The organism is Streptomyces sp. NPDC050704, assembly GCF_040654355.1.
Classification (GTDB): Bacteria; Actinomycetota; Actinomycetes; order Streptomycetales; family Streptomycetaceae; genus Streptomyces.
Map to the genome: position 1 here is coordinate 1 of NZ_JBFAHW010000107.1, position 14,406 is coordinate 14,406.

The 14,406-nt window shown below is 72.3% G+C and carries 14 protein-coding genes and 1 pseudogene; 7 read left to right on the plus strand and 8 right to left on the minus strand.

Features of this window, described 5'->3' with window-relative positions:
* Positions 1-132 precede the first annotated feature (132 nt).
* Positions 133-464 (plus strand): annotated as a pseudogene (locus tag AB0I18_RS40470) (nuclear transport factor 2 family protein); the annotation flags it as partial.
* A gap of 20 nt (positions 465-484) precedes the next feature.
* Here the strand turns inward: AB0I18_RS40470 and AB0I18_RS40475 are convergent.
* From AB0I18_RS40475 to AB0I18_RS40490, 4 genes are all read right to left on the minus strand, one after another.
* Positions 485-946 (minus strand): carboxymuconolactone decarboxylase family protein, encoded by a 462-nt coding sequence (locus AB0I18_RS40475; RefSeq protein WP_363110748.1) that lies wholly within the window; start codon positions 944-946, stop codon positions 485-487.
* Positions 947-1,083: 137 nt separating this feature from the next.
* Positions 1,084-1,716, minus strand: a complete 633-nt coding sequence (locus tag AB0I18_RS40480; RefSeq protein ID WP_363110749.1) for a LysE family transporter — start codon at positions 1,714-1,716, stop codon at positions 1,084-1,086.
* Positions 1,717-1,937: 221 nt separating this feature from the next.
* On the minus strand, positions 1,938-3,398 hold the full coding sequence (locus tag AB0I18_RS40485) for an aldehyde dehydrogenase family protein (RefSeq protein WP_363110750.1): 1,461 nt from the start codon (positions 3,396-3,398) through the stop codon (positions 1,938-1,940).
* A gap of 117 nt (positions 3,399-3,515) precedes the next feature.
* Positions 3,516-4,100, minus strand: a complete 585-nt coding sequence (locus tag AB0I18_RS40490) for a TetR/AcrR family transcriptional regulator (protein ID WP_363110751.1) — start codon at positions 4,098-4,100, stop codon at positions 3,516-3,518.
* A 165-nt stretch (positions 4,101-4,265) separates the two neighbouring features.
* On the opposite strand from AB0I18_RS40490, the gene AB0I18_RS40495 reads away from it, so the two are divergent.
* Complete coding sequence (locus AB0I18_RS40495; protein ID WP_363110752.1) at positions 4,266-4,724, plus strand: nuclear transport factor 2 family protein; 459 nt, start codon at positions 4,266-4,268, stop codon at positions 4,722-4,724.
* Between the two features lie 9 nt (positions 4,725-4,733).
* Positions 4,734-5,264 carry a flavoprotein gene (locus tag AB0I18_RS40500; RefSeq protein ID WP_363110753.1) on the plus strand — a complete coding sequence of 177 codons (531 nt, stop codon included), beginning with the start codon at positions 4,734-4,736 and terminating at the stop codon, positions 5,262-5,264.
* 15 nt (positions 5,265-5,279) lie between these two features.
* Here the strand turns inward: AB0I18_RS40500 and AB0I18_RS40505 are convergent, their stop codons facing one another.
* Entirely contained in the window at positions 5,280-6,134 is an 855-nt protein-coding gene (locus AB0I18_RS40505; protein ID WP_363110754.1) for an endo alpha-1,4 polygalactosaminidase, read from the minus strand.
* A 242-nt stretch (positions 6,135-6,376) separates the two neighbouring features.
* On the opposite strand from AB0I18_RS40505, the gene AB0I18_RS40510 reads away from it, so the two are divergent.
* The 3 genes from AB0I18_RS40510 to AB0I18_RS40520 are packed head-to-tail and all read left to right on the plus strand — an operon-like array spanning position 6,377 to position 9,028.
* A complete protein-coding gene (locus tag AB0I18_RS40510) occupies positions 6,377-7,306 on the plus strand; it encodes an alpha/beta hydrolase (protein ID WP_363110755.1) in 930 nt (309 codons plus the stop codon).
* A 37-nt stretch (positions 7,307-7,343) separates the two neighbouring features.
* Positions 7,344-8,384, plus strand: coding sequence for an NAD(P)-dependent oxidoreductase (locus AB0I18_RS40515; protein ID WP_363110756.1), 1,041 nt, complete (start codon positions 7,344-7,346; stop codon positions 8,382-8,384).
* Positions 8,381-9,028: an HAD-IA family hydrolase gene (locus AB0I18_RS40520; RefSeq protein ID WP_363110757.1), complete on the plus strand. Its 648-nt coding sequence runs from the start codon at positions 8,381-8,383 to the stop codon at positions 9,026-9,028. Before AB0I18_RS40515 ends, AB0I18_RS40520 begins: the two co-directional genes overlap by 4 nt.
* Before the next feature lie 21 nt (positions 9,029-9,049).
* Here AB0I18_RS40520 and AB0I18_RS40525 read toward each other — a convergent pair whose 3' ends face one another.
* Positions 9,050-9,877 (minus strand): phytanoyl-CoA dioxygenase family protein, encoded by an 828-nt coding sequence (locus AB0I18_RS40525; RefSeq protein ID WP_363110758.1) that lies wholly within the window; start codon positions 9,875-9,877, stop codon positions 9,050-9,052.
* Positions 9,878-9,941: 64 nt separating this feature from the next.
* On the opposite strand from AB0I18_RS40525, the gene AB0I18_RS40530 reads away from it, so the two are divergent.
* The gene (locus tag AB0I18_RS40530; RefSeq protein ID WP_363110759.1) at positions 9,942-10,868 is read left to right on the plus strand and encodes a helix-turn-helix domain-containing protein; all 927 of its coding nucleotides are present in this window, start codon (positions 9,942-9,944) and stop codon (positions 10,866-10,868) included.
* A gap of 98 nt (positions 10,869-10,966) precedes the next feature.
* Here the strand turns inward: AB0I18_RS40530 and AB0I18_RS40535 are convergent, their stop codons facing one another.
* Both AB0I18_RS40535 and AB0I18_RS40540 read right to left on the minus strand, forming a co-directional pair.
* On the minus strand, positions 10,967-12,853 hold the full coding sequence (locus AB0I18_RS40535; protein ID WP_363110760.1) for a glycoside hydrolase family 9 protein: 1,887 nt from the start codon (positions 12,851-12,853) through the stop codon (positions 10,967-10,969).
* Between the two features lie 123 nt (positions 12,854-12,976).
* Complete coding sequence (locus tag AB0I18_RS40540; protein WP_363110761.1) at positions 12,977-14,314, minus strand: SLC13 family permease; 1,338 nt, start codon at positions 14,312-14,314, stop codon at positions 12,977-12,979.
* Between the last annotated feature and the right edge of the window lie 92 nt (positions 14,315-14,406).

Here is a 14,406-nt window from a genome sequence, read left to right on the forward strand (position 1 = left end):
CCCGCCCCCCGTCGCCGCTGTACTGGTGGCTCCGCCACATGACCTGCGACGCCGCACGCCGAGGGCACGCGCCGACCGCCGCTGCGCCCGCGCTCCGCGCGGACGACGGGGGTTCAGAAACAGGCTCCCGGCTGGCCGCAGGACGAGCACGGACGCGCCGACACGCCCTGGATCCGGCAGCGGTCCAGCCGCGCCGACGCCGCCGACCACTACCGCCTGCTGGCCGAGCACCACGTCCCCGGACAGGCGGCCACCGAGATCGAGCACATCCTCGTCGACGGCGCCGAGGCGGTCGTCCTCGGCGAGATCCGCCAGACGGCGAAGGCCACCGGACGGCGAAGGCCACCGGACGCGCCTACCGCGCCCGGTTCACCCTCCACCTCACCGTCGAGAACGGCCTGGTCGTACGGCACCACGTGTACGAGGACAGCCTCGCGGTGGCCCGCGCCTTCCAGGCCGGGTAGCGGCCCCCACCGGGGACCGGCTAGCTCCAGGTGGCGCCCGCCGGCTCCTTGACGGTGGCGTTGAGCCGGTTGAAGAGATTGGTCGTGGCGATCCACAGGATGAGCGCGGCGATCTGCTGCTCGTCGTAGTGGTCGGCGACCTCGTCCCACAGCTCGTCCGGCACCGCGTCACCGGAGTGGTCGCTGAGCCGGGTCATCGCCTCGGCCAGGGCCAGGGCGGCGCGCTCGGCGTCCGAGTAGAACGGGGCCTCGCGCCAGGCCGACACCGACCAGAGCCTTTCGTCGCTCAGCCCCGCCTTCCGGGCGCTGTGGCTGCCCCCGTAGACGCAGACACTGCAGCCGTTGATCTGACTGGCGCGCAGGTGCGCGAGCTCAAGGATCTGCTGGGGCACACCGCCCTTGCCGACTGCCTTGATCAGGCCCTGGATGGACTGCATCGCGTCGGGAAGGATCATCGCGGGGTTCTTCATCCGTGCCTGCATCACATGCTCCTCAGGAGTTCCGTAAGTGTCTGTCACCGCACTGACGGAGCGCGACGGGGGAGTGTGACGGACGGGCGGAAGATTCTTTCGGAGGTCCGCGATGCGGCCTCCGGCAGGGCCTGTTACGCGGCGGCTCGTCATGACGGCGCCACGAGCATGCGCACGGCAAGCGCCAGGATCACCGCGCTGGACACCAGCGCTGTCACCAGCCGCCCCCGCCGGCCCGTCAGCACCCGGCCGAGCAGGGCTCCGCCACCCGCGAGCAGCAGCTGCCAGCTCGCCGACGCGGCGAAGGCGGCGAGGACGAACACGCCCTGCTGCCATGGGCCCGCGGCCGTGCCGGAACCACCGCCGAGCACCAGCGCCGCGAAGTAGACGACGGTGGTGGGGTTCAGCAGTGTGATGCCCAGCAGGGCCAGGTAGGCGCGGCCGGGGCTCAGGGGCGTCCGGTCGGAGCGGGTGGCGAGCCGCCGGTCCCGGTACTGGCGGAGCGCGGTGAGTCCGCCGCGTACCGCCAGGGCGACGAGTACGAGTCCCGAGGCCCAGCGCAGCGGTTCCAGCACCGGGTGCAGCGCGCTGGCGAGGGCGGTACCGCCGAGCGCGGCCACCAGGGCGTAGAGCCCGTCGGCGGTCGCCACGCCGAGGGCGGCGCACATGCCGATCCGCAGGGACGTTCGGGCGGTGAGGGAGACGAGGTAGGTCGCGACCGCTCCGACGGGGATGGCGATGCCAAAGCCCGCGAGAAGCCCCGCGACGAGCGCGGCGGTCACGACCGCGGAAGCGAGGGCCTCCGGGGTCGGCCGGGCTGCTGCTGGACCCGCACCGGACGAGCGGCGGCGGAGGTCGGCGGCAGGAAGGCTTCGATCGTGGACATGGCCCGATGCTGGGGGCAGGACAGCCGCCGGAGCAACTCATTTATGGCGTACGGGAAGTCATGGCGTACGCGCGTCATCGCGTACGCCATCCCGCCGGGCGGCCGGAACCGCACCGCTCAGAACGGGAAGTGCGTCTGCTGCGTGGCCAGCGTCACCCAGCGCGTGTTGCTGAACGCCTCGATGCCCCAGCGCCCGCCGAAACGGCCGTAGCCGCTGGCCTTGAACCCGCCGAAGGGGGCGTTCGGTTCGTCGGCGACGGACTGGTCGTTGATGTGCACGATGCCGGTACGGACGCGGCGGGCGACCCGCAGCCCGTGTGTGCCGTTCTCGGTGATGATCCCGCAGGTCAGCCCGTGCTCCGTGGCGTTGGCGAAGGCCACTGCCTCGTCGTCCGTGGTGAAGGTGCTGAGCACGACGAGCGGGCCGAACGCCTCGCCGTGGAACAGGTCGGCGTCCTCGGGCAGACCGGTGAGCACGGTCGCCGGGTGCACGGCTCCCTCGGGCGCGGAGCCGCCGGTCAGCACGGTGGCCCCCTTGGCGACGGCGTCCTCGACGAGCGCCGCGACCCGGCGGGCGGCGTCCGGGGTGACGAGCGGGCCGACGACGGTGTGCGGGTCGGCGGGGTCGCCGGACGCGAGCGACTCGGTCTTCGCGGTGAACTTGGCCGTGAACTCCTCGGCGAGGCTCTCGTGGACGAGGATCCGGTCCGCGGACATGCAGATCTGGCCGGAGTTCATGAAGACGGAGAAGACGGCGGCGTCGACCGCGTAGTCGACGTCGGCGTCGTCCAGCACGATCACGGAGTTCTTGCCGCCGAGTTCGAGGACCGCGGGCTTGAGGTGCCGGGCCGCGTGCACGCCGATGATGCGGCCCACACCGGTGGAGCCGGTGAAGTTGACGGCCCGTACGCGCTCGTCGGACACCAGGGCCTCGGCGACGGCGGCCGCGTCCTCGGGGGCGTTGGTGATCACGTTCAGGACGCCGTCGGGCAGACCGGCGTCGCGCAGCACGTCCGCGATGAACAGCCCGCAGGCGATCGGCGCGTCCTCGCTCGGCTTCATCACCACGGTGTTGCCCGCCGCGAGCGGGGCCGCGACGGCGCGGACACCGAGGATGACCGGGGCGTTCCACGGCGAGAAGGCCGCCACCACACCGACCGGTTCGCGGACCGCGAGCCCCAGCGCGCCCTCCTCCTGCGCGCTCAGCACCTCGCCGCGTGGTGCGGTCACCGCGGCGGCGGCCTCGCGGAGGATGTTCGCGGCGAGACCGACGTTGAACATGGCCCAGGGCCGGGTCCCGCCGACCTCTCCCGCCATCGTCCGTACGGCGTCCTCGGTGCGGGCCTCCAGCAGATCGGCCGCGGTGAGGAAGATCCTGCGCCGCTGCGCCGGACCGAGCGCGGCCCAGCCGGCGAACGCGGCAGCCGCGGCGTCCACGGCCCGGGTGACGTCCTCGACACCGGCCGCGGCGACCGTGGCGTACACCTGCGAGCTGTACGGATTCACGTCCTCGGTGGTACGGCCGGAGGCCGCGGGCTGGTCCTTGCCGCCGATCAGCAGGTCACGATGGAGGGTCATGCGCGGCACTTCCTGTCCTGCTCGGCGATCCGGCCGCGCTCCGAGGCCGAGCCGCACGTTCGCCTGGTGAACAATTCTCCGTTAAATCTGTGCCCGAGTCTGCAACTACGTGACGCGTCAGTCAATGGCCGACGGCCCGCCGCACGCCTCCACCAGCGTCCGGGCCGCCCGCCCGGCACGCACGGCGGGCTCGGGGCTCCGCTCGACGGCGGCGGTGACCATGGCCCCCTCCGCCAGCAGATACACCTGTTCGGCCAGGTCCGCGGGCAGCCCGGCCTCGCTCACGAGTCCCGCCAGGTAGTCCTTGAAGGCCCGCTTGTGGGCGCGCACCTGGGTGCCGACCGACTCCGACGTGGCGCCGAGTTCGCCGTACGAGTTGATCCAGGCGCAGCCGCGGAAGTCGGGCTCGCAGAACCACAGGCCCAGCCAGTCGAAGACCGCCAGAATCCGACGCGCGGGGTTTCCGGGGTCGCCCTCGTGGCCGTCCACATGGTCGGCGAGCCGTTGCCGCCAGCGGATGTCACGCCGCTCCAGGTAGGCCACCACGAGCTGCTCCTTGGCGGGGAACAGCTGGTAGAGCCGCTTGAGCGAGACCCCCGACGCGCCACGGATGTCGTCCATGCCGACGGCCTGTATGCCGCGCCCGTAGAACAACCTCTCCGCCGCGTCCAGGGCCTGTTCCCTGGCGACCGCGCTGTCCATGTACCGGCCCGCTCCTTGATGTCTCGGAAGCTCTGGAAGCTCTTGGACGCCTTGACGCGAGAACCACCGTTCTCTACGTTAACAGTCACACCGGAGAACGCACGTTCTCCCGCTCGGGGCGCCGCCGTTGACGCCCGACATGCCACCGTTGAGAGGAAGCCCTCCATGGCCGACCGCCCGCCCCTGCCGCCCTTCACCCGTGAGACCGCGGCCCAGAAGGTCCAGGCGGCCGAGGACGCCTGGAACACCCGCGACCCGCACAAGGTCTCCCTCGCGTACTCGGAGGATTCGGTCTGGCGCAACCGCGACACCTTCGTGACGGGCCGCGCGCAGATCGTGGAACTGCTCACGGAGAAGTGGCGGCGCGAGCGGGAGTACGCCCTGCGCAAGGACCTCTGGGCCTTCGACGGCAACCGCATCGCCGTCCGCTTCCAGTACGAGTCCCGCGACGCCGACGGCCAGTGGTGGCGCTCGTACGGCAACGAGCTCTGGGAGTTCGACGGGCACGGGCTGATGACCCGGCGCGAGGCCAGCATCAACGACGTGCCGATCGAGGAGAAGGAGCGCCGGATCCGCGGCCCGCGGCCGGACTCCGAGCGGGGTGGGTCCTTCCCGGTTCAGTAGGGTTCCCGGGTGACCGAACAGGCCCGGAAACCCTTCCTCTACGTCGTCGTCTGCGCGGCCGGAGTCGCCGAGGGCATCGGTGAGTTGATCGTCCTGGCGCAGGAGCGGAACTGGGAGGTGGGTGTCTTCGCGACTCCGCTCGCGACGGACTTCTTCGACACCGCGGCGATCGAGGAGCGGACCGGCCGCCCCATCCGCTCCGCCTGGCGGAAACCCGGCGACCCGCGCCCCTTCCCGGACCCGGACGCCGTCACGGTGGCGCCCGCGACCTTCAACACCGTCAACAAGTGGGCGGCCGGGATCTCCGACACCCTCGCCCTCGGCACCCTCTGCGAGGCGTACGGACTCGGCGTCCCGATCTCCGTACTCCCTTGCGTGAGCGAGGCGTTGACCGCCCACCCCGCCTACCGGGAGAGCCTGAAACGACTGCGCGGGATGGGGGTCAGGTTCGGCGAGCGTGCCTTCGACGGTCCGGCCGAGCGCGGGTACCGATGGGAACAGGCGCTGGACCTGCTGGCTCCGGACGCGGCAGGTCCCTGATGCCGGCCGGCCTCGTCAGCGGGTCCTGCGGACGTAGTCGGCGCTGTCCGGTGTCGACACCAGCACATCCCGGCGCACGATGCTCAGCCGGTCGCCGAACCCCGAACGGGCCTTTCTCAGGCCGCTGTCGGTGTACTCGACGACCACGACCCGGTCGTCGAACGCCTCGGCGTACTCGCCGCACTCGGCGTACTCGCCGCACTCCTCCGCCACCGCGAAGTCGAGCCCGGCACGAGACCTGAGGCCGGCCAGCTCCACGGCGTTCTTCTGCGCGATGGCCAACCCCCGCGCATGCGCGTGCGCCGAGAGCAGCTTGATGAAGGACACGGCGTCGTCCGCGCTCAGCAAGCGGTGGGAGCGGGTGTAACTGTCGTAGTTGTCCGGCTCGACGGCGTCGTAGCCCTTGTCCGCGCAGCCGTCGATCCACTGGTTGACGCGGGCGGCGGCGCGCTCGCGCTTCGCGGGTGTGCCGATGTCGAGCAGCGCCTCGTTCCAGTCGCCGTCGACGACGGCCTTGCCCTTCTTGTCGCGCAGCAGCAGGTCGGCGGGCCAGTCCTCGCGCTCCTCCGGCTGGGCCTGGAACGCGTTGACGTAACAGATGTTGTAGAGGCCGCGAGCGGGTTCCACGCGACGGTCGCGGGCGACGATGCGGACACCGGGCGGCGGGGGGTAGGCACCGCCGATCTGGTAGTCGAAACCGGCGTTCAGGGGCGGGGGTCGAACCGCCTTGGCCTTGGGGCTCGGGGTCGGCCGCGGGGCGCCGCCCGGACCCCCGTCCGACTCCGACGTGCAGGATGCCAGCGCCGCGAGGGCGAGCAGGGCGGCGGCCGCCCCGAGAACTCTCCCGCGGGCACCACGCTTGACGGACATGTCCGCTCCACCCATCGCGAGTACGACCCCGCCTCGGACGCCGCCGTGGCGATCCTGGCGACTGTGGCCGGACTGAGAACCTTGTCCACTACCGGCTGGGCGCACCTCTGTGTGCCGGGCCGCGCTCCTCGGCACGCCAGGATCAAAGCCTGCCGAATGCCGCAGGGTCAAGTCCGCGCAGGCCGGAGCGCTCGGGCGGAATCCCGGAGCGCCGACGGGACCGGACGTTCTACTGTCGGCTCATGAGCCGAGACGACGTCACGCTGGCCGTCCACGACCATGGTGGCCAGGGTGTGCCCCTCCTGTTGCTGCACGGCGCCGGGCGCACACTGGCCGACTGGGCCGCCGTGGCCCCGCTCCTCGCACGCCACCACCGGGTGCTGGCCCTGGACCTGCGGGGTCACGGGCTCTCGCCGGACGGGACATGGAACATCGGCGAGGTGCTCGGTGACATCGAGGCGGTGCTGGCCGAGCACGGGATGCCCGGGGCGCTCCCTGTCGGCCACTCACTCGGCGGGATGCTCGCCGTCCAGTACGCCCTCGACCACCCGCAGGTCACGCCCGGCGCGGTGAACCTGGACGGATACGGGTGGGGGCGGCCCGACCAGTACGTCGGCCTCGACCCCGCGTACGTCGGGGAACGGCTCACCGAGGTACGGGAGTTGGCCGCGAAGGCCGCGGGCCGGGTCCTGCCCGCCGGCGGCCTGAAGGACCTGCTCGCCCAGCAGCGGGCGATGTCCGGCCAACTGGGCATCCCGTACGAGCTGTTGGAGGAGGGCGTGCGGCGCTCGGTCCGGGAGCGCCCCGACGGGCAGCTGGAGGTGCGGCCCGGGCGGGAGCATGCCCTGGAGATGCTGGCCAGGATCGAATCGCTCGACGTCTTCGCGCTCTTCCGCCGTATGGACCGGCCGCTGCTGCTCGGTCGCGCGCTGCGGCCCGTGCCGAAGGTCCCCGGCCTCGACTGGTTCGACGAGCTGATGGCGGCCTACGTGAAGGGGCTCGCCCGGGACCTCGCCGAACTGGCCGAGGAGCGGCCCGAGGTGACCGTCGCGGAGATCGACGGCACCCATGCGATGCTGCTGGAGAACCCGCGTGCGGTCGCCGACGCGATCCTGGGGTTCACCGGAGGGCCACGCGGGACGGCCGGGGCGGGCGGAGCTACCGTTTCGTGAGGCCGACACCTGTTCCCGTACGGATACAAGGAGAGCTGTGAGCACCCCGCACAAGCCGCTCGTGATCCTTCGCGCCGCCCCGCACCCCAAGGACCGCATCTTCGGCCCGGCGGCGCTGGCCCTGCTCCACGACCGCTTCACCGTCGTGGAACCGGACACCGAGGAAGCCCTCGACCGGGCCCTGCCCGACGCCTTCGCCGTCGTCGGCCAGCCGGACCTGCCCGCCGAACGCCTCGCCCGGGCAGGCGAGTTGAGAGCCGTGCTCAACATCGAGGGCAACTTCTATCCGTACCTCGACTACGAAGTCTGCTTCCGGCGCGGCATCCACGTCCTCAACTGCGGACCCGCGTACGCGCAGGCCGTCGCCGAGTACGCACTCGGGCTCGCCCTCGATCTCGCGCGCGGCATCAGCCGCGAGGACCGCGCCTTCCGCGCCGGGCGGGAGCGGTACGTGGCCGAGGGCAACGCCGACGCCGTACTGCTGCACGGCTCGGATGTCGGCCTGATCGGCTTCGGGAACCTCGGCCGCAGCCTGTACCCGCTGCTGGCGGCCTTCCGTCCCACCATCCGGGTCTACGACCCCTGGCTGCCGCCCGCCGTCCTGCGCGAGCAGGGGCTCGTCCCGGCCACGCTGGACGAGACCCTGACGAGCAGCCGGTTCGTCTTCGTCCTCGCCACCGCCACCGAGGAGAGCCGCCATCTGCTCGGCGAGCGCGAACTCGGCCTGCTGCCCGACGGCGCCCGGCTGGTGCACGTCAGCCGGGCCCCCGTCGTCGACTACCCGGCGCTGCTCGCGCAGGTGGCCGCGGGCCGCCTGCTGGCGGCCATCGACGTCTGGCCCGACGAGCCCGTCGCCGCCGACGACCCCGCCCGCGCTCTGGAGGGACTCGTGCTCTCCGCCCACCGCGCCGGCGGCATCCCGGAGGCCTTCCGAAGCATCGGCGACATGGTGGTCGACGACCTCACCCTGCTGGCGCGGGGACTGCCGCCCGCGCGTATGCAGCCCGCCGCGCGCGAACTCGTCGGCCGCTACCGCAACCGTCCCGTCACCACCGGCACCGGAAAGGCCCGGACATGAACATCCCCTGCGAGGGCCTTCTCTTCGACAACGACGGCGTCCTGGTCGACTCCGACCTCGGCGTCGACCAGGCGTGGAGCCAGTGGGCCCGGGCCCGCGGACTGCCGGCCGACGAGGTCACCGCGATGGTGCACGGCCGGCGCTCCGCCGACACCGTCGCACTGCTCGTCGCCGACCCGGCGGAGCGGCCGGCGGCCCTCGCCGAGATCGACCGCCTGGAGATCGAGGCCGCCGCCACCACGACCGCCCTGCCCGGCGCCCTCGACCTCCTGACGAGCCTGCCGCAGGGGAGTTGGGCCGTGGTGACCTCCGGAGTCACCGCACTCGCCCGGGCCCGGCTCGCCGCCGCCGGCCTGCCGGTGCCGCCCGTACTCATCACCGCGGACGACGTCGGCCACGGCAAACCCGCCCCCGACGGCTACCTCGCGGCGGCCGGCAAGCTCGGCGTGGACCCGGCGCGCGCCGTCGTCTTCGAGGACAGCGCCGCGGGCGCCACGGCGGGCGCGGCGGCGGGAGCGTACGTCATCGGTGTCGGGCCGCGCGGCCTGGACACCGGCGCCCCCGTCGTCGTACGCGACCTGCGCGGCCTGACCTGGCGGGACGGCGTGCTCGGTCTCGGCGGGGCGGAGCTGCTGCGCTCCTGACCCCGGTCCTGACCCGGTGCCTCAGTGCGGGCCCGTCGCCGCGAACTCCGTGCCGCACGGGCCCGCGCCCTCGCTCTCCCGCAGCGGCACGGGATCGCCGCTCATCGACAGCGTGCGGTAGAAGCGGCCGATGCGCTGCGTGGAGCGGCCCACATAGTGACCGATGTACGAGCGGCGGAAGCGGTCGGCACTGCGGTTGGGCTGGGAGCCGTGCACCAGGCTGCCGTTGAAGAAGAGGACGTCGCCCGGCTCCATGTCGACCGGTACGGCGGCCAGGCCGGGCGGCGGCGGCACGTACTCACGGGCGAACGACAGCCCCTCGTCGGCCTGTTCGGGGCAGAACACGTCCATGCGGTGGGTGCCCGGGACCACCTCCAGGCCGCCGTTCTCCCGGTCGATCACATCGCAGGCGATCCAGGCGGCGACACAGGTGCCGGGCTCCACCCGCAGATAGAAGTTGTCCTGGTGCAGGGCCTGGCCACGGGCGCCCGGCGGCTTGAAGTAGAACATGCTCTGCGCGGCCAGCACCTCTTCGCCCAACAGGAGTTCGAGGATGCCCCGCAGCCGGGGTTCGAGCAGATATCGCAGGGCAAGGTCGTTGATGCGGTGCGGATGCATGACCCGGGGGTAGCGGTGCAGCGGGTCGGCGGCCCCCGCGGTCTCGGCCGCCCGGGGTTCGAAGTGCCCAGGGACCGGTCCGGCGGCGTGCAGCGCGGTGAACTCGGCACACAGCGCGTCGATCTCGGCCCGGCCGAACAGCCCGCGCGCCACCGTGAAGCCGTCCTCCTCGAACCGCCGTACGGCGTCCTTGTTCGCGTCCGCGTCCGTGTTCCTGTCCGTGACTGTCATACGACCATCCCTTCCCACCCTTGCCCGATATGCCTCAAGCTAAGCCGGAGCGCGATTGGGGAGGATGCCTGTGCATGCTGACGAGTTGCCCGAGACCGCTGCCCCGTCCCCGCCGCCGGGCCTGGTCACCGTCGGCCGCTTCGACCAACGTCCCGGCTACCGCGTCACCCGGCCGCGCGGTGCCGACAGCTGGCTCTTCACCTGGACCACGGGCGGTGCGGGGCGGCTGAGCCAGGGCGCCGCGCAGACCCGGGCGGGCGCCGGGGACCTGGTGGTCCTCGGCCCCGGTGTCCCGCACCGCTACGCCGTCGCGCCGGGCGCCCGGCACTGGGCGTTCTGGTGGGTCCACTGCCAGGCCAGACCCTCCTGGACGGGCTGGCTGCGGCCGTACGCCCGCGGTGATCGGCTGTACGCCGTCGCGTCGGTGCCGGGCGGTGTCCGGGAGCGTCTGGAGTCGTCGTTCCGGCGCATGCTGGCGGACGCCCGCTGGACGGGGGAGGGGGCCCCGCCCGAGGTGGGACCCGCGGACGACGGGAGCGTCCCGGACAGTCAGGTAGCCGTGGCCCATGGAGCCGCGGCTCGCGAACTGACCCTCTGCTCCCTGGAGTCGATCGTCCTGCTCGCCACTGCCACCGCCACCGCTCACGCGGCACCCGACCGGTCGGGCATCGACCCGCGCATCCGACAGGCCGAGGCGCTCATCGCCGCCGATCCGGGGGCGCCGCACTCCGTGGAGTCGCTGGCCGCGGGAGTCTCGCTCTCGGCATCCCGTTTTGCGCACCTGTTCACCCAGCAACTCGGCCACTCCCCGATGCGGGCACTGCTCGCCGCCCGGCTCCTGCACGCGGCCCGGCTGCTGGAAGCCACCGGCCTGCCGGTGGAGCGGGTGGCGGCGGCCTCCGGCTTCGCCAGCCCGTTCCACTTCAACCGGGTCTTCCGGCAACGCTACGGAGCCCCGCCCGGGGTGTACCGGGCGGGGCTCCGACGCTGACGCGGACCGGCTGACAGCTACTTGCGGAGCAGCAGCATCACGCCCGCGACCACTACGGCCAGTACCACCGCGGCCACGCCGTACGCGAGCTTGTGGTTTTACCGCTCGGCGGCGTAGGCGGCCAGCCAGGCCAGCGGGGCGTTCCAGTTGATGGTCACCTCGTTGGTGGAGTACGAGCCGATGTCGTCGATGTAGCAGGCCGCGGGCGCGCAGCCGGCCAGGTGCTCCAGCGCGACCGGGTCCTGCAGACCGCTGTTGGGGCCGCCCGCGAGGGAGCCCGCCGGCGGGTTCGGCAGCGAGGGCTCGTACTGGTTGGCCCAGAAACGGTGGTGCTGGTTGCGGGCGTACGTGTCGCCGTAGCCGGTGACGTAGGAGAGGTCGAGGGTGTTGCGGCCCAGCAGGTAGTCCATCGACTCCAGCACCCCGGCGCGGTACCGCTGCTGGCCGGTCAGCGCGTGGGCGGTGGCCATCACGATCGCGTTGTTGGTGACCTGGCTGTTGGAGCCCCAGACGTATCCGTTGACGGGGATGGGGACCGCGTAGCCCTGACCGGCCATCGTCGACAGGTGGCCGTCGGCCGCGGTCTTCACCGAGGCGCGCAACCGCGCGATGTCGGACGCGGGCAGCCCGTTGCGTACGGTCGCCAGGGTGAGCCTGCCGAGCGCCGCGGTCTCGGCCCAGTTGAAGCCCGTCGGCGTGAACGCGTCGGCCGAGGTGTGCCAGGGAGAGGAGGTGACCGCGTCCCGGTAGACGCGCTCCCCGGTCGCCGCGTACAGCTCGGCGGCGGCCCAGTAGAAGTCGTCCGTGACCTGCGTGTCACCGTAGGGGCCGCCACCCGTGCTGTCCGAATCCGGTGCGTACAGCGCGGGGTTTGCCTTCGCGGCGGTCCAGGCCGTGCGGGCGACCGACAGGCACCGGTTCGCGTACGCGGAGTCGTACGGCCTGAAGACGCGGGCGCACTGCGCGGCGGTGGCGGCGAGGTTGAGCGTGGCCGCGGTGGACGGGCGGTGCAGCTCGCGCGGCTGGGCGTCCTCGTGGGGGAGGGTCGGGATCCCCGTCCAGGCGGCGTCGTGGATCTTGTGGAAGGCCATACCGGCGTACTGCTTGCCGGCCGGCACCTGCATCCGCATCAGGAAGTCGAGCTCCCAGCGCGCCTCGTCCAGTACGTCGGGCACCTTGTTGCCGCGCTCGGGAATCCGCAGGGTCGAGTCGCCGAGCGCGGACGCGGTGCCGGCCCGCTTGGCGCGCGCGAAGGAGTCGACGAGCAGCCAGGTGGAGATCCCGCCGTTGACGACGTACTTGCCGTGGTCGCCCGCGTCGTACCAGCCTCCCCTGACGTCCTGGGTGTAGTCGCACACCCCGGCCTGACACGGAACCTCGGTGTCGCCCTGGTTCGGCGCGACCCCGATGTGACCGGCGGGCCGGGCGTAGGCGGGGCCCACCAGCGAGGCCTCGATCGGTGTGCCGCTGCGCTGGTGGTAGAAGAACGCCATCGAGTCGGAGCGCAGGCTGTCGTAGAGGTCCGCGCGGATGTCGAAGGGGGCGCTGCTCTGCCCGTCGACCACCAGGACGTACTGCGAGCCCGCCTTCCGGTACTTGGAGAAGTCCGCCACATGGGTCGCGTCGCCCGAGGCCGCGTCCGTACCGCGGACGGCGGTCCGGCCGGCGGCGATGGTGGCGCCGGACGCGTCGCGCAACTGCCAGGTCAGCGGCTGGGCGGCCGAGGTGACCACCGTGGCGCGCTTGGGGCCGTCCGGCAGATAGCCGGCCTGGTTGACTCTCACGGGCGTCGTCGTCGTGGGGGCCGCGTCCGCGGCGGACGGGGCTCCGGCCGCCCCGGGGGCCAGGGCCAGTCCGCCGGCGAGCAGGGCCGCCGCCAGCAGGGCGGCCGTCGTGCGTCTTCTTGCCCCGCTGCGAGCAGAGCGGCGGGGCGCGTGCGGGAACGTGAGCATGGAGCGTCTCCCGGTGCCTGGAATGGGGTTCATGGATGCTGTTCCGTAACGGACGGCAGGATCGTGGGAGCGCTCCCAAATACCGAGCATTCCATGGGCATGTCACACCGTCAATGCTCCGCGCACGACCTGGCCGAGGTGCGTCGGGTGGGCGCGTCAGCTCCCGTACGTGTGGAGCGAGACCCACAGAGCCGCCACGGCCGGGATCAGTGCGGCGGGCACGGTGAGCAGGCCGAGCCTGGTGAACTCCCAGAGATCGACCTCGTGTTGGTGCCGGCGCACGATCCGCCGCCACAGAAGGGTGGCCAGGGAACCGGCGTAGGTGAGGTTGGGGCCGATGTTCACCCCGAGCAGTACGGCGAGGACGGGGCCCGGGCCGCTGGCCGCGGCCAGCGGGAGCAGGACCAGGACCGCCGGCAGGTTGTTGATGAGGTTCGCCAGGACGGCGGCGAGGATCGCGATGCCGAGCAGCGCGGACAGGCTCGCCGAGTCGGGTACCAGGTGGCCGAGGGCGTCCGCGAGGCCGTTGTCGACCACGGCACGCACCACGATCCCCAGAGCCAGCACGAAGGCGAGGAAGGACACCGAGGTGGCCCGTACGACGGCGAGCGGTGTGGTGCGCCCGCGGATCAGTGCGCGGCCGGAAAGGGTCAGCGCGCCGGCCAGTGCCGCCCAGGCGGGCTCGATGCCCAGCGCGGACGCCACGACGAAGCCCGCGAGCGTGCAGGCGACGGTGACCAGTGCGAACACCGGCACTTCGGCCGGTGCGGCTGATGTAGCCGGTGCGGCGGGTTCGGCGTACCGGACGGGCTCGGCGGCGGACGGCTTCGGGTCGTCGCCCGCCAGGTCGGCGGCGAAGAAGCGCCGGAAGACCAGGTACTCGGCGCCGATGGCGACGACCCAGGCGGGCCCCATCAGTGCGGCGAACCGGGCGAAGCTCAGACCGCCGGCCGTGAACGCGAGCAGATTGGTGAGGTTCGAGACGGGCAGCAGCAGCGACGCCGTGTTCGACAGATGGGCGCAGGCGTACGCGTGCGGCTTCGGCCGGACGCCCAGCCGTGCCACGGTGGCGAACACGACTGGGGTGAGCAGGACGACGGTGGCGTCCAGGCTCAGTACGGCCGTGACGGCCGACGCGAGAAGGAAGTTGGCGGCCAGCAGCCGCTTGGGCCGTCCTTTCGACGTACGGGCCAGCCAGGCTCCGCACGCCTGGAAGAGCCCCTCGTCGTCGCAGAGCTTGGCGAGCACGAGCACCGCGGCGAGGAAGCCCACGACCGGTCCGAGCAACTCGGCCTCGGCGCGCGCGTGGTCGAGCGGGATGGCGCCGGTCGCCATCACCACGCCCGCGGCCGGAACCGCCACGGCGGCCTCCGGCAGACCGAACGGGCGGATCACGGCGCAGGTCAGAAGCGCCGCGAGCAGAACGGCGGAAAGGGCTGTCGCAAGTACGGAACTCAAGAGTCCGGTTCTCCATGAAGTGATTATCGGTGTCATTCAATGGAATCAGAGCGCCCGTCGCGAAGGTGAAGGGGGGTCCTGGGTGCGCCGCTGCCGAGCCCTTCCGGTTCACTGCTGGGTTGCATATT